The sequence below is a fragment of the Pseudomonas sp. FP453 genome (assembly GCF_030687495.1).
In the GTDB taxonomy this organism is placed as follows: Bacteria; Pseudomonadota; Gammaproteobacteria; order Pseudomonadales; family Pseudomonadaceae; genus Aquipseudomonas.
This window is the reverse complement of the sequence record NZ_CP117435.1, coordinates 4,915,983-4,932,505: the sequence shown is the minus strand read 5'-3', so window position 1 is coordinate 4,932,505 and position 16,523 is coordinate 4,915,983. Positions and strand designations below refer to the sequence as shown.

The following is a 16,523-nucleotide window of genomic DNA, read 5'->3' as shown; positions in this document are numbered from 1 at the left end:
GGGATGTGTCCGGGGTGCAGGCTCAGAATGGGCGCAACGGATACTGCAGTTTTTCTGCGTTGTCGCTAGAATGGCGGCCTTTGCGAAGTTCTGGAGTTTCCCCCTAATGCGCACTTTTCGGCTGGTGATTGCTTGCCCGGACCGGGTTGGTATCGTTGCCAAAGTCAGTAATTTCCTGGCCTCCCACAACGGCTGGATCACCGAGGCGAGCCATCACTCGGACAATCTCAGCGGTTGGTTCTTCATGCGTCACGAGATTCGTGCCGACTCGCTGCCCTTTGGTCTTGATGCCTTCCGCGACGCATTTGCGCCGATTGCCGAAGAGTTTTCGATGACCTGGCACATCACCGACACCGAGCAGAAAAAACGCGTGGTGCTGATGGCCAGTCGCGAATCCCACTGCCTCGCCGACTTGCTGCACCGCTGGCACAGTGACGAGCTGGACTGCGAGATCGCCTGTGTGATTTCCAACCACGATGACCTGCGCAGCATGGTCGAGTGGCATGGCATCCCGTACCACCACGTGCCGGTCAACCCGCAGGACAAGGAGCCGGCCTTTGCCGAAGTCTCCCGCCTGGTCAAGCAGCATGAAGCCGACGTCGTGGTGCTGGCGCGCTACATGCAGATCCTGCCGCCGGAGCTGTGCAGTGAGTACGCGGGCAAGGTGATCAACATTCACCACAGCTTCCTGCCGTCGTTTGTCGGCGCCAAGCCTTATCACCAGGCTTCGCTGCGCGGCGTGAAGCTGATTGGCGCGACGTGCCACTACGTGACCGAAGAACTGGACGCCGGCCCGATCATCGAGCAGGACGTGGTCCGTGTCAGCCACAGCGACAGCATTGAAGACATGGTGCGCTTCGGCCGTGACGTCGAGAAGATGGTACTGGCCCGTGGCCTGCGCTATCACCTGGAAGACCGCGTATTGGTCCACGGCAACAAGACCGTCGTGTTCTGATCAACGGGTTGTGATTGAAGAATGAAGGGCCTGGGCGTTAAATCGTCCCAGGCCCTTTTTCTTTGCCTGCCATCAAGGAGTGGAGCATGAGCGATCCGCTGGACAAAGCCACGTCCAAAGCCCCGGCGACGTTGGGGGAGGGTTGTTTGAGTCGGTATGACCCGGATGACCTCGACGCTGAAGACGGCACCGAATTTCCGGGTGCCGCCGAGCTGTGGGAGCGTGAGCAGGGCAAGGCCGAAGACGACAAGGCGTAACGGCTTGCCCTTGATGAACATAGGTATCGACACAACGACTGGACCTGACAAAACCCGAAGCTCTGGCTCTGGCTCTGGCTCTGGCTCTGGCTCTGGCTCTGGCTTTTGATTTGGCTTTTGATCTTAGGCGCCCCGTTAACCACGCTGGCCGGAGAGAGGGCACACCGAGCCTAGGCGAGGTGCCGAGTGGTGGGGCAAGAGCCCTTTTGGTTACTTTTGGGGCTCTTTTCCAAAAGTGACCCGCCGTAAGGGCGGAACCAATATCAGCCGTTACCTAAATAACGGATATGTACTCCGACCAGAACGCCTCAGCGCCTAACACATAGCTATCGCAGGCAAGCCAGCTCCCACATTTTGAACCGGTTTACACCCGGTAAAAATCGCCCGACTGTCAGGCCGTCACGGGAGCAAGCTCCCTCGCCACAGGTCCAGCAGCAATGCTCAAAGTTGTGTAGATACCTATGCCTTGATGGGTCAGATACGGAAACTGCCGACCAACTGCTTCAACCGCCCAGCCTGTTGCTCAAGGTCAGCGCAGGCACGCAAGGTCGATTGCAGGTTTTCCACGCCTTCCTGGTTGAGGGTGTTGATCTCGGTGATGTCCATGTTGATCGACTCCACCACCGAGGTCTGCTCCTCGGTGGCAGTGGCGACCGACTGGTTCATGCCGTCGATCTCGCCGATGCGCTGGGTCACGCTGTTCAGGCGTTCGCCGGCGAGGTTGGCAATCTCCACGCTGTCCTGGCTGTGGCGCTGGCTCTCACTCATGGTGCTGACCGAATCCCGGGCGCCGACTTGCAGCTCTTCGATCATGGTTTGCACCTGTTGCGCCGACTCCTGGGTGCGGTGCGCCAGGTTGCGCACTTCATCGGCCACCACGGCAAACCCGCGTCCCGCTTCCCCGGCACGGGCCGCTTCGATCGCGGCGTTGAGCGCCAGCAGATTGGTTTGCTGGGAGATGCTGGTGATCACTTCAAGGATCTGCCCAATGTTCACCGTTTTGCTGTTAAGTGCCTCGATATTGGTGCTGGAAGCGCTGATCATCGCCGATAGCTGAGTCATCGCCTTGATATTGCGTTCCACCACTTGCTGGCCGTCTTCCGCCAGGTTGCGCGCATCGCTGGCCTGGCTGGAGGCTTGCGCGGCGTTGCGAGCGATTTCCTGGGCGGCGGCGCCCAGTTGGTTGATGGCAGCAGCGACGCTGTTGGTGCGGTTGGCCTGTTCGTCGGAGTTGAGCATCGACGAGTTGGAGGCGCTGACCACGCGCAGGGCCACTTCATTGACCTGCCCGGTGGCCGAGGACACTTCACGGATCGAGGTATGAATGCGCTCGACGAAACGGTTGAAGGCATTGCCCAGGGTGCCGAACTCGTCGTGGTTCTGGATGGTCAGGCGGCGGGTCAGGTCACCCTCGCCATCGGCGATGTCTTGCATGGCACGGGTCATCAGGTGCAGCGGTTGCAGCAGCACGCGGATCAGCATGCCGAGCAGGGCGATGATGATCACCACCGCAATCACCGTCGCGATCACCGCCGAGGTGCGGAATTCGCTGAGCATGGCGAAGGCTTTGTCTTTGTCCACCGAAATGCCGAGGTACCAGTTCACCGACGGCAACCCTTTGATCGGCGTGAAGGTGATGATGTTGTCCTTGCCGTTGGCCTCGACTTCGCTGAAGTCGCTGCTGATTTTCGGGGTGTTGGTTGGATAGACGTCGGCCAGGGACTTCATCACCAGGTTCTTGTCCGGGTGTACCAGGACCTTGCCGTCGGCGCTGACCAGGAAGGCATACCCCATGCCGCCCAGGTCCAGTGCGCCAATGTTGTCCACCAGGGTTTGCAGGCTCAGGTCGCCGCCCACCACGCCGATGGCCTGGCCGGCCTTGGTGCTCGGGGTGGCGATGGAAATGATCAACTTGCCCGTCGCCGCATCGATATAGGGCTCGGTCAGGGTTGAACCGTTGCTGGTCTGGGCGCCCTTGTACCAGGGGCGGGTGCGCGGGTCGAAGCCGTCGGGCATCTTGGTGTCGGGGCGGATGGTGAAGGCCCCGCTGCTGTCGCCAACGTAGGTTGCCATGAACGAGGAGGTCAGGCTTTTCTGGTCCAGCAGGCTGGCGACCACGTTGGGTTCCGGGTTGATGGCGATGTTTTGCGCCGCGTTCTCGACCAGCGCAATGCGCCCGCTGAGCCAGGTTTGAATATTGCCGGCGGTGACATCGCCCATTTCATGCAGGTAACTGTTGAGGTTGTTGCGGATCGCGTTGCGTTGCAGGTAGTCGTTGTAGAGGGTAAACAGCGCAAAAGCGGCGACGACGATAAGGGAGGCTGCAAGCAGGATTTTGTGGCTGAAGCGTAGATTTTTATTCATGGCTTGTAGGGTCCGCTAAGGTCTTGATATCCGATGCGCGCCCTTATGGGGGCGCAGAATGGCAGCGTCAAAAAAGGTGTGTTATTGCTTGTGACAGTTCCGCTGGCTCCTGTGGGAACGATCTGACCTATTTTTAGACTTTGTGGGTCTCACATCTGTCTATATCGACCTTGCTGCACTAAAGCTTAACCACGGGTGAGAAAATGTCCGACTTCACGCAACTCCTGATCGGCGCAGACCTTGAAGGCCAGCCCATCGCCCAGGCCATGCGCCTGGCCAACCGCCATGGGCTCATCGCCGGCGCCACCGGCACGGGCAAGACCGTAACCTTGCAGCGCCTGGCCGAAGCGTTCAGCGATGCCGGTGTGGCGGTATTTGCCGCCGACATCAAGGGCGACCTCTGTGGCCTGGGCGCCGCCGCCAACCCACAGGGCAAGGTGGCCGAGCGGATTGCCGGCATGCCCTTCCTCAACTACACGGCCAAGGCATACCCGGTCACGTTGTGGGATATCCACGGGCAGTCCGGTCATCCGTTGCGTACCACTATCAGCGAGATGGGCCCTTTGCTGCTCGGCGCGTTGCTGGAACTCACCGACAGCCAGCAGTCGGCGCTCTACGCGACCTTCAAGGTGGCCGACCGCGAAGGCCTGTTGTTGCTGGACTTGAAGGACCTCAAGGCGCTGCTCAACCACCTGCGGTATCACCCGGAACTGCTGGGCGACGATGCGGCGTTGATGACCACCGGCTCCAGCCAGGCACTGCTGCGTCGCCTGGCGGTGCTGGAACAACAGGGCGCCGAAGCCTTGTTTGGCGAGCCGGCCCTGCAACTCGAAGATATTCTGCAGCCGGCCAGCGACGGCCGGGGGCGCATCCATCTGCTGGATGCCAGTCGCCTGGTGCATGAGTCGCCGAAGGTCTATGCGACCTTCCTGTTATGGCTGTTGGCAGAGTTGTTCGAGCAACTGCCGGAGCGCGGTGATGCGGACAAACCGCTGCTGGCGCTGTTTTTCGATGAGGCACATTTGTTGTTCGCCGATACGCCCAAGGCCTTGCAAGAACGCCTGGAGCAGGTGGTGCGGCTGATCCGTTCCAAGGGCGTTGGCGTGTATTTCGTCACGCAATCCCCGGGGGACCTGCCGGACACTGTGTTGGCGCAGCTAGGTTTGCGTATCCAGCATGGTCTGCGGGCGTTTACCACCAAAGAGCAGAAGTCCCTGCGGGCGGTGGCGGACGGTTTCCGGCCAAACCCGGCCTTTGACGCCTTGGCGGTGCTGACCGAATTGGGCACGGGTGAGGCATTGGTGGGGACGTTGCAGGAAAAAGGCACGCCGGAAGTGGTCCAGCGCGTATTGGTTGCACCGCCACAATCGCGGATCGGGCCGTTGAGCGAGGCTGAGCGCGCGGCGCTGATCGCCAGTTCGCCGCTTGCGGGGCGCTATGACAAGCCCATCGACCGCGAATCGGCCTATGAAGTGCTGATGGCGCGTAAGGAGTTGGGGCCGACCGAAGAAGCCAAGCCGGCCGATGCGGAACCGAGCTTTACCGACAAGGCCGGCGCATTCCTGGGCACCACGGCAGGCAAGGCGCTGAAGTCCGCGATGCAACAGGCCGCCAATCAGATGGGCCGGCAGTTGGTGCGCGGGTTGTTGGGGTCGTTGCTTGGCGGCAGCAAGCGCAAGTAGTGGTTCAGGCCTTCGGCTTGGCGTGGGCGGCGAGCCGTTCCAGTGCGGCGCGCAGGCCTGGGTCGCTGATGCCGTCGGCCGTTGCCTGAATGGTTTCGGCCGCGTTTTCCGACAAGTCCATGGTATGCCCCACCGCGCCTTGCTGGACGGTGGGTGGTTGGACCTTGAACTGGATGCGCATCAGGCTGGCGAACTCATCAAAGGCCATCAATTGCCGTTGCAGGCGTTTTTGCTGGTAGCGCAAGCGGGTCGCCCAATGGCCGTCTGTGACAATTAGCAGCAGGTTACCTTCGCGCCAGGACGCCACGTGACAATGTTCACGTGCAGCGGGTTGCAGCTGGGTTTCGAGCAGGCGTTGCAGATGGCCCAGGCGTTGCGCATGGCCGAAGATGGCTTTCAACGGCTTGGCTTCGCGAAGCAACGCGCCGGGAGCGCGGGCTATTAGGGGGCGAAATGCCATTATTGGACACCTTAAGTAACAGAGCGGCCATCTTAGCAGAAAGCGCCTGAATGCCCCCACGCAACGCATCGGCCGGGCAAAACCTGCGAAATCAATAGGTAACTTCTGTGCTCCATGGGTTGAAGTTCCAGCAAAAGCCCTTATTTTAAACAAGCCCTCTCACAGCACCATGCCAGCATCGGGGAACAACGCCACTTTCCTCACCCACGAATCCGGGTAGAATGCGCGTTCGCATGCGGCCGTGAGGGCTGCTCGGGCCACTCACGGTGCGCCCTCCATCCCTATGTGTGGAAGAACCTGCCGATATGTTTGCGCCTTTGTTAAAGAAACTTTTTGGAAGCAAGAATGAGCGCGAAGTCAAACGCATGCTCAAGACGGTGCAACTGGTCAACGGCTTCGAAGAGCAGATGGTTGCCCTTTCGGACGACCAATTGCGCGCCAAGACCGAAGAGTTCAAGGCCCGCATAGCCAAAGGTGAAACCCTCGACAAGCTGCTTCCCGAAGCCTTTGCGGTCGCCCGTGAAGCCGGTAAGCGTGTCATGGGCATGCGCCACTTCGACGTCCAGTTGATCGGCGGCATGACCTTGCATGAAGGCATGATTGCCGAAATGCGTACCGGTGAAGGCAAGACCCTGGTGGCAACCCTGGGCGTTTACCTCAACGCACTGTCCGGCAAGGGCGTGCACGTTGTGACGGTGAACGACTACCTGGCCCGCCGGGACGCCAACTGGATGCGTCCGCTGTATGAATTCCTCGGCCTGACCGTCGGCGTGGTAACGCCGTTCCAGCCGCCGGAAGAGAAACGCGCGGCCTATGCTTGCGACATCACCTACGGCACCAACAACGAATTCGGTTTCGACTACCTGCGCGACAACATGGCGTTCAGCATGGATGAAAAATTCCAGCGCGAACTCAACTTTGCCGTGATCGATGAAGTCGACTCCATCCTCATCGACGAAGCCCGTACCCCGCTGATCATCTCCGGCCAGGCCGAAGACAGCTCGCGCCTGTACACCGAGATCAACAAGTTGATCCCGCGCCTGGAGCAGCACATCGAGGAAGTGGAAGGCGTGGTGACCAAAGAAGGTCACTTCTCCATCGACGAGAAGACCCGCCAGGTCGAGCTCAACGAAGCTGGTCACCAGTTCGTCGAAGAGATGCTGACCCAGATCGGCGAGCTGGCCGAAGGTGAAAGCCTGTACTCTGCACACAACCTGGGCCTGTTGACCCACGTGTATGCCGGCCTGCGCGCCCACAAGCTGTTCCATCGCAACGTTGAATACATCGTGCAGGACGGCCAGGTTGTACTGGTCGACGAACACACCGGCCGTACCATGCCGGGTCGTCGCCTGTCCGAAGGCCTGCACCAGGCCATCGAAGCGAAGGAACACCTCAACATCCAGGCTGAAAGCCAGACGTTGGCGTCCACCACCTTCCAGAACTACTTCCGTCTGTACAACAAACTGTCCGGCATGACCGGTACAGCCGACACCGAAGCGTTCGAGTTCCACCAGATCTACAGCCTGGCCGTGATGGTGATCCCACCGAACAAGCCGCTGGCCCGTAAAGACTTCAACGACCTGGTGTTCCTGACGGCCGAAGAGAAATACGCGGCCATCATCAACGACATCAAGGACGGCATGGCCCAGGGTCGTCCGATCCTGGTGGGTACCGCCACCATCGAGACTTCCGAGCACGTATCGAACCTGCTCAACAAGGAAGGCATCGAGCACAAGGTCCTCAACGCCAAGTTCCACGAAAAAGAAGCCGAGATCATCGCCCAGGCCGGTCGCCCAGGCGCACTGACCATCGCCACCAACATGGCCGGTCGTGGTACCGACATCCTGTTGGGCGGCAACTGGGAAGTGGAAGTCGCTTCCCTGGACAACCCGACCCCTGAGCAGATCGCCCAGATCAAGGCTGACTGGCAGAAACGCCACCAGGCCGTGCTGGAATCCGGTGGTTTGCAGGTGATCGCTTCCGAACGTCACGAATCGCGCCGTATCGACAACCAGCTGCGTGGTCGTGCCGGCCGTCAGGGTGACGCCGGTTCCAGCCGCTTCTACCTGTCCCTGGAAGACAGCCTGATGCGCATCTTCGCCTCGGATCGGGTGAAGAACTTCATGAAGGCCCTGGGCATGCAGTCCGGTGAAGCGATCGAGCACCGCATGGTGACCAACGCCATCGAGAAGGCGCAGCGCAAGGTTGAAGGCCGCAACTTCGATATCCGTAAGCAACTGCTCGAGTTCGATGACGTCAACAACGAACAGCGTAAAGTGATCTATCACATGCGTAACACGTTGCTGGCCGCCGACAACATTGGCGAGACCATCGCCGATTTCCGTCAGGACGTACTCAACGCCACCGTCAGCGCACACATTCCGCCACAATCCCTGCCTGAGCAGTGGGATGTTGCCGGTCTGGAAGCCGCGTTGAAGAGCGACTTTGGCGTGGACTTGCCGGTTCAGCAGTGGCTGGACGAAGACGACCACCTGTACGAAGAAACCCTGCGCGAAAAACTGATGGCCGAACTGCTGGCCGCGTACAACGAGAAAGAAGAGCAGGCGAGTGCCGAAGCACTGCGCACCTTCGAGAAGCAAATCGTACTGCGCGTGCTGGACGACCTGTGGAAAGACCACCTGTCGACCATGGACCACCTGCGTCACGGCATCCACCTGCGTGGCTATGCCCAGAAGAACCCGAAGCAGGAGTACAAGCGCGAGTCGTTCACGCTGTTCTCCGAGCTGCTGGATTCGATCAAGCGCGATTCGATCCGCGTGCTGTCCCACGTTCAGGTGCGTCGCGAAGACCCGATCGAGGAAGAGGCTCGCCTGCGCCAGGAAGCCGAGGCACTGGCGGCGCGCATGCAGTTCCAGCACGACGAAGCACCGGGCCTGGACGCGCCTGAAGTCTTGGGCGAAGAGGTCGATGTGGCCTTGGCTCAGACGCCAGTGCGCAACGACCAGAAACTGGGCCGCAACGAGCTGTGCTACTGCGGTTCGGGCAAGAAGTTCAAACACTGCCACGGCCAGATCGAATAAGATTTCGCCCTGACGCTGCAACACCCCGCGCCGCGACCGGCCTTTGCCGTCGCGGCGTTTTGCCATTAATTTCACCGTCGCTTACGACGGCACACACATCATCTGATTTTTAAGGAGCGCATTCATGGCTGTTGGTCTTGGTCCTTTGCCCACTTTGCACCCGGTTGCCGGTTTTGAACTCGGTATCGCTTCGGCCGGCATCAAGCGTCCGGGGCGTAAAGATGTGGTGGTGATGCGCTGTGCCGAAGGTTCGACGGTCGCGGGTGTGTTCACCCTCAACGCGTTCTGCGCAGCGCCGGTGATCCTGGCCAAGCAACGCGTGGCGGGCACGATCCGCTACCTGCTGACCAACACCGGCAATGCCAACGCGGGCACCGGCGAACCAGGCCTTGTGGCGGCTGCGCGTACCTGCGCCAAGCTGGCCGAGTTGACCGGCGTCGATGCCAGCCAAGTGCTGCCGTATTCCACCGGTGTGATTGGCGAGCCGCTGCCCGTCGAAAAGATCGAAGGCGCCCTGCAAGCCGCGCTGGATGACCTGTCGGTAGACAACTGGGCCGCCGCTGCCACCGGCATCATGACCACCGACACTCTGCCCAAAGGCGCGAGCCGCCAGTTTGTGCACGACGGCGTGACCGTTACCGTGACCGGCATCAGCAAGGGCGCGGGCATGATCCGCCCGAACATGGCCACCATGCTCGGCTACATCGCCACCGACGCCAAGGTTTCCCGCGAGGTGCTGCACAGCCTGATCCTCGACGGCGCGAACAAGTCGTTCAACCGCATCACCATCGATGGCGACACCTCGACCAACGACTGCTGCATGCTGATCGCCACCGGCCAGGCCAACCTGCCGCAAATCACCGAGGCCAGCGGCCCGTTGTTCGCGGCGTTGAAGCAGGCCGTGTTCGAAGTGTGCATGGACGTGGCCCAGGCCATCGTGCGCGACGGCGAAGGCGCTACCAAATTTGTCACCGTTGAAGTCAATGGCGGCGGCAACCACCAGGAATGCCTGGACGTGGGCTACACCGTGGCCCACTCGCCACTGATCAAGACCGCACTGTTCGCCTCCGACCCGAACTGGGGCCGCATCCTGGCCGCCGTTGGCCGTGCCGGCGTGCCGGACCTGGACGTGAGCAAGATCGACGTGTTCCTCGGTGACGTGTGCATCGCCAGCCGTGGCGCCCGTGCCGAAACCTACACCGAAGCCCAGGGCTCGGCGGTGATGCAGCAGGAAGAAATCACCATCCGCATCGAGTTGGGTCGCGGCGATTGCAGCGAAACCATCTGGACCACCGACCTGTCCCACGAGTACGTGAAGATCAACGCGGAATACCGTACCTGATTGCCAAGAGGATAAGCGCGGTGAAACGAGTGCATGTAGCAGCAGCGGTGATCCGTGGTGTCGACGGCAGGATTCTGCTGGCGCGCCGCGCCGATTCCCAGCATCAGGGCGGCCTCTGGGAGTTTCCCGGTGGCAAGGTGGAGGCCGGTGAATCGGTCGCCACCGCGCTGTCCCGCGAGTTGCAGGAAGAGTTGGGTATCCAGGTCACCACGGCGCGGCCGTTGATCAAGGTGCAGCATGACTACCCGGACAAACAGGTGTTGCTGGATGTCTGGGAAGTGTCGGCGTTTACCGGCGAGCCACACGGTGCCGAAGGGCAGCCGCTGGAATGGGTCGCAGCGCGGGACTTGCCCAACTACGAATTCCCGGCGGCCAATGCGCCGATTGTGGCGGCGGCGCGTTTGCCGGCCGAATACCTGATCACCCCAGGCGAGCTGGAAACCCCGACGCTGTTGCGTGGCATCCAGAAAGCCATTGCCGGTGGGATCAAGCTGGTTCAACTGCGTGCGCCTAACGGTTACGACCCGAAATACCGTGACCTGGCGGTGGACGCGGTTGGGCTGTGTGCGGGCAAGGCGCAGTTGATGCTCAAGGGGCCATTTGAATGGCTGGGGGATTTTCCTGCGGCCGGCTGGCACATGACCTCGGCGCAACTGCGCAAGTACGCGAGCAAAGGTCGGCCATTGCCGAAGGACCGCTGGCTGGCGGCGTCTTGCCACAATGCCGAAGAACTGGCGCTGGCGGAATTGATGGACGTGGATTTTGTCACGCTATCGCCGGTGCAGCCGACGCAGACTCATCCTGATGCGCAGCCGTTGGGCTGGGAGCAGGCGGCAGAGTTGATCAGTGGGTTCAGCAAACCGGTGTTTCTGCTGGGTGGGGTTGGGCCGGCCGAGCGGGAGAAGGCTTGGGAGGCGGGAGCCCAAGGCGTTGCGGGAATCCGGGCGTTCTGGCCTGAGGTTTGAGGTGGCTTTGCCGGCCTCATCGCAGGCAAGCCAGCTCCCACATTTTGAATGTATTCACAAACCCAATGTGGGAGCGGGCTTGCCCGCGATAGGGCCGGATCAAACACTACAACATCATCAGTGCGGCTTGGCCGCCGCCTGCCACAAAACCTCCGCAACACCCTGACGCTTGGCAATAATCCGCGCCGCCACAAACAACAAATCCGACAACCGATTGATATACGCCAACCCCACGCCTTCCAACGGCTCAATCGCATTCAACTGCTGGCAGCGTCGCTCCGCAGTGCGCGCCAGGCTGCGGCACACATGGGCCTGGGCGATCAACGCCGAGCCACCGGGCAGGATGAAGTTCTCCAGCGGCCCGACTTCCTCGTTCCAGCGGTCAATTGCCGCTTCCAGCCGGTCCACTTCCGCTGCATTCAAGGCCTTGTACACCGGCATTGCCAGTTCGCCGCCGAGGTCAAACAGGCGATGTTGGCAAGGTGTCAGCACCTCGATCACGTCCTTCAATTCAGGATGTTTGCCGCATTGTTCTTCCAGGTTGGCCAGCAACAACCCCAACTGGCTGTTCAGGCTGTCCACCTCGCCAATCGCCTCGACCCGAGGGTGGTCCTTGGGTACGCGGCGGCCGTCGCCAAGGCCGGTTTCGCCTTTGTCACCGGTGCGGGTGTAGATCTTCGACAGGCGAAAGCCCATGGTCATTGCTCCAGTTGAGTCAGTTCGTAAGGCGGCAGTTGGCTGCCGGCCAAGGGCAGGCGCAAAGTGAAGCAGGTGCCTTGGCCGAGGGTGGAGTGCACTTCCATCTGGCCCTTATGGTTGTTGGTGATGATGAAATACGACACCGATAGGCCAAGCCCGGTGCCCTGGCCGATTTCCTTGGTGGTGAAGAACGGCTCGAAGGTGCGTTTGCGCACGTTCTCACTCATGCCGATGCCGTTGTCTTCCACCTGGATTTCCGCCCACGGCGGGTTGAGGCGCGTGCGCAGGATGATGCGCCCCGGCTCGCGGTCGTCTTCACGCAGGTGGATGGCCTGGGCGGCGTTTTTCAGCAGGTTGAGCAGCACCTGTTCCAGTTCGTTGGCGGTGCCGGGCACGGGGCCCAGTTGCGGGTCGAACTGGCGGACGATGGCTTGGCCCTTGAAGTCGAAGCCGATGGTCAGGTCGAAATCATTGCCGGCGATTTCCACGGCCTGATCGATCAGCGCGGGCAGGTCGCACGGCGCCATCTGCCGATTGCTGCGGCGGCTGAAACTGAGCATGTGCGTAACGATTTTCGCCGCCCGCGCACCGGCCTGCTGGATGCCGTCGAGCAGTTGCGGCACTTCGCGGCTGCGCAGGTAACGGTTCACGACCTCCAGTTCCACGCCCGCCTGCTCGGCGTGTTCGAGGTTCTTGGGCAGGTCGGGCGAGAGGCGGCGGCGGATGTTCTGCACGTTATGCAGGATCGCCCCCAGCGGGTTATTGATTTCGTGGGCCATGCCGGCAGCCAGGCCGCCGACGGAGAGCATTTTTTCCGACTGCACCATCATCTCTTCCAGGGACAGGCGCTGGGTGATGTCGTCGATACGGATCACCACGCCGCGCCCGGCGCCGCCCATCAGCGGGTAGAAGGTCAGGGCGTAATGCTTGGGTTCGTCGTCCTTGATCCAGGTGACACGCTCGATACGCTCCACGGTGTGCTGTTCAACGGTGGCCTTGATCTGTGGCAGGTACGGTTTGAGGGGCTGGAAGGCGAGGAAGATCGGCTGGTTCAGCGCCTCATCCAGGCGCGTGCCGGAGAGGGCGCTGGCCTCCTGGTTCCACTGGGTGACGTAGAGTTGCTCGTCCAGGGCGATCAGGGCGGACGGCATCGAGTCGATGATGCTGTTGAGGTAGTTCTGGAAGCCCGTCAGCTTTTTCTCGATCTTGCTGCGCACCTGGACTTCGAGTTCCAGTTTGCGGTTGGTGTGGCGGGTTTCTTCGGCCAGGCCCTGGGCTTGGGCGTAGGCTTCCTGGGAATCGTCCCGGGCGCGCTTGAGCTGCTGCTCGCGGGCTTCGATGCGTGACAGCATGGTGTTGAAGGCTTCGGCCAGGCTGCCGATTTCATCGTGGTTGCCACGGCCGGCGCGCAGGGCGTAGTTCTCTTCACGGGTAACCTGGCGCGAGAGTTCTTCCAATTCGTGGATCGGCCGGGTGATCAGGCGTTTGATCTGCCGGGCAATGATCAGCCACAGCAGCACACTGAAAATCAGGATGCCCAGGCTGGCAGTCAAGGTGCCAGTATAGAACGCCACCGGCAGTTCACTGCTGGCCACCAGCAGCAAGTGTCCGGACGGCTGGCCCGGACGGGGCAGGGTGATGATTTGGTTGCTGCGAAACTCGGTGACGCGCCAGGCTTCGATGTGTCGGTAGTGGTCCGGCAGGTGCAGACGGTCGCCGTGTTGCATCTGCGCCAGGCGGTTGCCTTCACCGTCATACAAGGCTGCGGCGCGCAGGGGCGAGTAGCTGGTCAGCTCATTGAGCAAGGCGTCGGCTTTGGCCGGTGACTCAAGGGCTTCTGCTGCCAGGGCGGGGTTGGACACCAATCGGCCGATGGCCTGGAGTGCCTGGGGGGCCATGCTTTCCTGGGAGATCCAGTAGGCGGCGCTGATAAAAGTGAGGTTGGCCACCAGCAATACGGTGGTCAGCAGCACCAGCAGGGCGGCCAGCAGTTTCTGCCCGACCGGTAGATTTTCAAGACGCTGGCGCAGCGGCATCAGGGTTTTCCCAGGTGATAGACAGGCGGGCAGGGTAGCGCGTGGCTCAGTCTTGGGGCAATCCGCGTACGCGTAACTGCTCGACCAGGCGCACTTGCAACTGTTGCAGATGGGGCAGGTTCAATTGGTGACGGGCCGCCGCCTGGCAAGCATAGCCCAATAGATAGCTGATTTCGGTGCGCCGGGCATTGGCCACGTCCTGATACATCGAGGAGTAATTGGCCGTGGTCGCTTCGATCACCCGCGTCACTTCGCTGTGCAGGTCCTGGGCGGCGGCGGGTTGGCCGCAGCATTCGAGCAGCTCGCTCAGTTCCGCGCAGAGCGTCGCGACTTCGCACGCGTGGGCCTGCAAGCCGCCGTTGCGGCATTGGTAAAGCACCGTCAGCGGATTGATCGCACAGTTGAGTGCGAGCTTGCGCCACAGGCGGGTGAGGATGTCGGTACTCCAGTCGTGAGGAATTGCGGCAGCGTGCAGGTCTTCCAGCCACAGCGGCGGGGTGGGATGGCCTACGTCACCCAGCCAGGTGTAGCCGTGGCCGGCGAACACCACGCGCCAGTCGCCGTCGCGGAAGGCGCCTTCGGTGCTGGAGGCAAAAATGCAGCGGGCCAGGGGGAATTGGGCGGCCACCGCATCCTGGCTGCCGAGACCGTTTTGCAGGAGGATCAATTCGGCGTCCGCAGCTAAACGCTGTTGCAGCTGTGCGACGGCACCTTGAGCGTCGTAGGCTTTGCACGCGACCAATAGGCGATGGATTGGCTCCGGGCTGTCGGATGTTTCAGCGATCACTGGGTAGGTGTGTGGGATGCCGTGTTCCACCAGCGTCAGCCCTGGCCCGGCCTGATAGCTGGCCAGGCGCGTTTTGTCGCGCACTATCAACCTGACCGGCACGCCCGCCCGCGCCAATCGTGTAGCCCACAGGGTGCCAAGGCTGCCGGCGCCGAGAATATGCCAGGTGATCGACATCAGTTTTTGCTCCGTAGGGTCGCCCGCAGTGAACGGGGCGAAAGAACCGCTATAATGCCCCGGCATTTTAGCTCGGGCGCGCTCCATCTCTACTGAGCCCGCCCCTTATATTGGAGAAATGACATGCCTTCGTTCGACGTGGTATCCGAACTGGACAAACACGAAGTCACCAACGCCGTCGAGAACGCCGTCAAGGAACTGGACCGTCGCTATGACTTGAAAGGCAAGGGCAGCTTCGAATTCAAGGAAAAGGACCTGACTGTCAACCTGACCGCTGAAGCCGAATTCCAGCTGGAAGCGATGATCGAGATCCTCAAGCTGTCGTTGGTCAAGCGCAAGATCGATGCGCAGTGCCTGGAAATCAAGGACGCCTACGCCTCCGGCAAGCTGATGAAGCAGGAAGCCGTCCTCAAGGAAGGCATCGACAAGGAGCTGGCGAAGAAAATCGTTGCTCACGTCAAGGACGCCAAGCTGAAAGTCCAGGCGGCCATCCAGGGTGAGCAGGTGCGTATCACCGGCAAGAAGCGTGACGATCTGCAAGAGGCGATCGCCGCCCTGCGCGCCAAGACCTTCGACATGCCGCTGCAGTTCAATAACTTCCGCGACTGATGGCCATTTGGGGAACCTGAAGGCGTTTTTGACGTCCCACGCCCCAGAACCTGCGCCTGCCATTGAGCCCTACGGGGCTCAATTGCGTTACTGGGAACTCAATTTAACGTCGCACACCCGCGAGACAGGAGAATGTAGATGGATTTGAACGCTGAAGTGGATCAACTGATCAAAACGTCGCAGTCTTGGGTTCCGATGATCATGGAGTATGGCAGCCGCGTATTCCTGGCCGTGCTGACCCTGGCCATCGGCTGGTGGCTGATCAACATCTTGACCCACCGGGTGGGGCGCTTGCTGGCCCTGCGTAATGCGGACCTGGCGCTGCAACACTTCATCACCAACCTGGCCAACATCGCGCTGAAAGTGATGCTGATGGTCAACGTGGCCTCGATGATCGGCGTGGCGACCACCTCGTTCGTTGCCGCAATCGGCGCCGCGACCCTGGCCATTGGCCTGGCACTGCAAGGCAGCCTGGCGAACTTCGCCGGTGGCGTGCTGATCCTGTTGTTCCGCCCGTTCCGTATCGGTGACTGGATCGAAGCCCAGGGCACTTCCGGCACCGTCGACAGCATCCAGATCTTCCACACTGTGCTGCGCACGGGCGACAACAAGACGGTCATCATCCCGAACGGCAGCCTCTCCAACGGCATCATCACCAACACCAACCGTCAGCCAACCCGCAAAGTGGTGTTCGACGTGGGCGTGGACTATGACGCCGATCTGCAGAAAGCCCGTGAGGTGCTGCTGGAACTGGCGAAAGACCCGCGCGTACTGGCCGACCCGGCTGCGGTGGCCGTGGTGTCGACCTTGGGCGACAGCTCTATCACGGTTTCCCTGCGTTGCTGGACCAAGACGGCGGATTATTGGGATGTGGTGTTCATGCTCAATGAACTGGCGCGTGACCGTTTGAAGGCCGCCGGGATTGATATCCCGTTTCCGCAGCGGGTTATTCGCGTAATGCAAGAAACGGCCGCGAAGTAATAAGGTGTTGCAGTGTTTAACCTGGTCAAACGGTCAGGTTTAAACTTTTTGATGTCGCTAGTTAGTTAGCTTGCTAGTTAATTTCGCATTGAAATAAAACCGCAATAAAAAAGCCGCTCCCTTGTACACAGGGGAGCGGCTTTTTATTTAAGGCCGAAGCCTTAAACC

General features: G+C 60.9%; 13 protein-coding genes and 1 pseudogene. 8 read left to right on the top strand and 6 right to left on the bottom strand.

Features of this window, described 5'->3' with window-relative positions; genetic code table 11:
- The first annotated feature begins 106 nt into the window (after positions 1 to 106).
- Positions 107 to 955 carry a formyltetrahydrofolate deformylase gene (gene purU / locus PSH87_RS22375; RefSeq protein ID WP_017738047.1) on the top strand — a complete coding sequence of 283 codons (849 nt, stop codon included), beginning with the start codon at positions 107 to 109 and terminating at the stop codon, positions 953 to 955.
- A gap of 86 nt (positions 956 to 1,041) precedes the next feature.
- Positions 1,042 to 1,212, top strand: a complete 171-nt coding sequence (locus PSH87_RS22370) for a hypothetical protein (protein WP_305431177.1) — start codon at positions 1,042 to 1,044, stop codon at positions 1,210 to 1,212.
- 474 nt (positions 1,213 to 1,686) lie between these two features.
- Here the strand turns inward: PSH87_RS22370 and PSH87_RS28915 are convergent, their stop codons facing one another.
- Together PSH87_RS28915 and PSH87_RS28910 are read right to left on the bottom strand one after the other, a co-directional pair.
- Positions 1,687 to 2,451 (bottom strand): methyl-accepting chemotaxis protein, encoded by a 765-nt coding sequence (locus PSH87_RS28915; protein WP_370695332.1) that lies wholly within the window; start codon positions 2,449 to 2,451, stop codon positions 1,687 to 1,689.
- A 141-nt stretch (positions 2,452 to 2,592) separates the two neighbouring features.
- Positions 2,593 to 3,432: pseudogene (locus PSH87_RS28910) on the bottom strand (cache domain-containing protein); the annotation flags it as partial.
- 347 nt (positions 3,433 to 3,779) lie between these two features.
- Here PSH87_RS28910 and PSH87_RS22360 point away from each other — a divergent pair.
- Complete coding sequence (locus PSH87_RS22360) at positions 3,780 to 5,258, top strand: helicase HerA-like domain-containing protein (RefSeq protein ID WP_305431175.1); 1,479 nt, start codon at positions 3,780 to 3,782, stop codon at positions 5,256 to 5,258.
- A gap of 4 nt (positions 5,259 to 5,262) precedes the next feature.
- On the opposite strand, the gene PSH87_RS22355 is transcribed toward PSH87_RS22360, so the two are convergent.
- Positions 5,263 to 5,718, bottom strand: coding sequence for a DUF721 domain-containing protein (locus PSH87_RS22355; protein WP_026136959.1), 456 nt, complete (start codon positions 5,716 to 5,718; stop codon positions 5,263 to 5,265).
- Positions 5,719 to 6,023: 305 nt separating this feature from the next.
- Here PSH87_RS22355 and secA point away from each other — a divergent pair, with 305 nt between their 5' ends.
- The 3 genes from secA to PSH87_RS22340 all read left to right on the top strand — a co-directional run bounded on the left by secA (position 6,024) and on the right by PSH87_RS22340 (position 11,066).
- Entirely contained in the window at positions 6,024 to 8,759 is a 2,736-nt protein-coding gene (gene secA / locus PSH87_RS22350; RefSeq protein ID WP_017738042.1) for a preprotein translocase subunit SecA, read from the top strand.
- A 124-nt stretch (positions 8,760 to 8,883) separates the two neighbouring features.
- Positions 8,884 to 10,101: a bifunctional glutamate N-acetyltransferase/amino-acid acetyltransferase ArgJ gene (gene argJ, locus PSH87_RS22345; protein WP_124524956.1), complete on the top strand. Its 1,218-nt coding sequence runs from the start codon at positions 8,884 to 8,886 to the stop codon at positions 10,099 to 10,101.
- 20 nt (positions 10,102 to 10,121) lie between these two features.
- Positions 10,122 to 11,066, top strand: coding sequence for a Nudix family hydrolase (locus tag PSH87_RS22340; protein ID WP_305431170.1), 945 nt, complete (start codon positions 10,122 to 10,124; stop codon positions 11,064 to 11,066).
- Between the two features lie 117 nt (positions 11,067 to 11,183).
- Here the strand turns inward: PSH87_RS22340 and PSH87_RS22335 are convergent, their stop codons facing one another.
- The 3 genes from PSH87_RS22335 to PSH87_RS22325 are packed head-to-tail and all read right to left on the bottom strand — an operon-like array spanning position 11,184 to position 14,765.
- On the bottom strand, positions 11,184 to 11,762 hold the full coding sequence (locus PSH87_RS22335; RefSeq protein WP_017738039.1) for a cob(I)yrinic acid a,c-diamide adenosyltransferase: 579 nt from the start codon (positions 11,760 to 11,762) through the stop codon (positions 11,184 to 11,186).
- A gap of 2 nt (positions 11,763 to 11,764) precedes the next feature.
- Positions 11,765 to 13,801 (bottom strand): PAS domain-containing sensor histidine kinase, encoded by a 2,037-nt coding sequence (locus tag PSH87_RS22330; RefSeq protein WP_017738038.1) that lies wholly within the window; start codon positions 13,799 to 13,801, stop codon positions 11,765 to 11,767.
- Positions 13,802 to 13,847: 46 nt separating this feature from the next.
- On the bottom strand, positions 13,848 to 14,765 hold the full coding sequence (locus PSH87_RS22325) for a putative 2-dehydropantoate 2-reductase (protein WP_305431168.1): 918 nt from the start codon (positions 14,763 to 14,765) through the stop codon (positions 13,848 to 13,850).
- 123 nt (positions 14,766 to 14,888) lie between these two features.
- Between PSH87_RS22325 and PSH87_RS22320 the strand changes: the two genes are divergently transcribed.
- Positions 14,889 to 15,374 (top strand): YajQ family cyclic di-GMP-binding protein, encoded by a 486-nt coding sequence (locus PSH87_RS22320; protein WP_017738036.1) that lies wholly within the window; start codon positions 14,889 to 14,891, stop codon positions 15,372 to 15,374.
- 138 nt (positions 15,375 to 15,512) lie between these two features.
- Positions 15,513 to 16,355: a mechanosensitive ion channel family protein gene (locus PSH87_RS22315; protein WP_017738035.1), complete on the top strand. Its 843-nt coding sequence runs from the start codon at positions 15,513 to 15,515 to the stop codon at positions 16,353 to 16,355.
- The last annotated feature ends 168 nt before the right edge of the window (positions 16,356 to 16,523 follow it).

Excerpts from the sequence above, each read along its gene's own strand:
- purU (WP_017738047.1), top strand. The coding sequence starts at position 107 with ATGCGCACTTTTCGGCTGGTGATTGCTTGCCCGGACCGGGTTGGTATC.
- PSH87_RS22370 (WP_305431177.1), top strand. The coding sequence starts at position 1,042 with ATGAGCGATCCGCTGGACAAAGCCACGTCCAAAGCCCCGGCGACGTTG.
- PSH87_RS28915 (WP_370695332.1), bottom strand. The coding sequence starts at position 2,451 with ATGCTCAACTCCGACGAACAGGCCAACCGCACCAACAGCGTCGCTGCT.
- PSH87_RS22360 (WP_305431175.1), top strand. The coding sequence starts at position 3,780 with ATGTCCGACTTCACGCAACTCCTGATCGGCGCAGACCTTGAAGGCCAG.
- PSH87_RS22355 (WP_026136959.1), bottom strand. The coding sequence starts at position 5,718 with ATGGCATTTCGCCCCCTAATAGCCCGCGCTCCCGGCGCGTTGCTTCGC.
- secA (WP_017738042.1), top strand. The coding sequence starts at position 6,024 with ATGTTTGCGCCTTTGTTAAAGAAACTTTTTGGAAGCAAGAATGAGCGC.
- argJ (WP_124524956.1), top strand. The coding sequence starts at position 8,884 with ATGGCTGTTGGTCTTGGTCCTTTGCCCACTTTGCACCCGGTTGCCGGT.
- PSH87_RS22335 (WP_017738039.1), bottom strand. The coding sequence starts at position 11,762 with ATGGGCTTTCGCCTGTCGAAGATCTACACCCGCACCGGTGACAAAGGC.
- PSH87_RS22330 (WP_017738038.1), bottom strand. The coding sequence starts at position 13,801 with ATGCCGCTGCGCCAGCGTCTTGAAAATCTACCGGTCGGGCAGAAACTG.
- PSH87_RS22325 (WP_305431168.1), bottom strand. The coding sequence starts at position 14,765 with ATGTCGATCACCTGGCATATTCTCGGCGCCGGCAGCCTTGGCACCCTG.
- PSH87_RS22320 (WP_017738036.1), top strand. The coding sequence starts at position 14,889 with ATGCCTTCGTTCGACGTGGTATCCGAACTGGACAAACACGAAGTCACC.
- PSH87_RS22315 (WP_017738035.1), top strand. The coding sequence starts at position 15,513 with ATGGATTTGAACGCTGAAGTGGATCAACTGATCAAAACGTCGCAGTCT.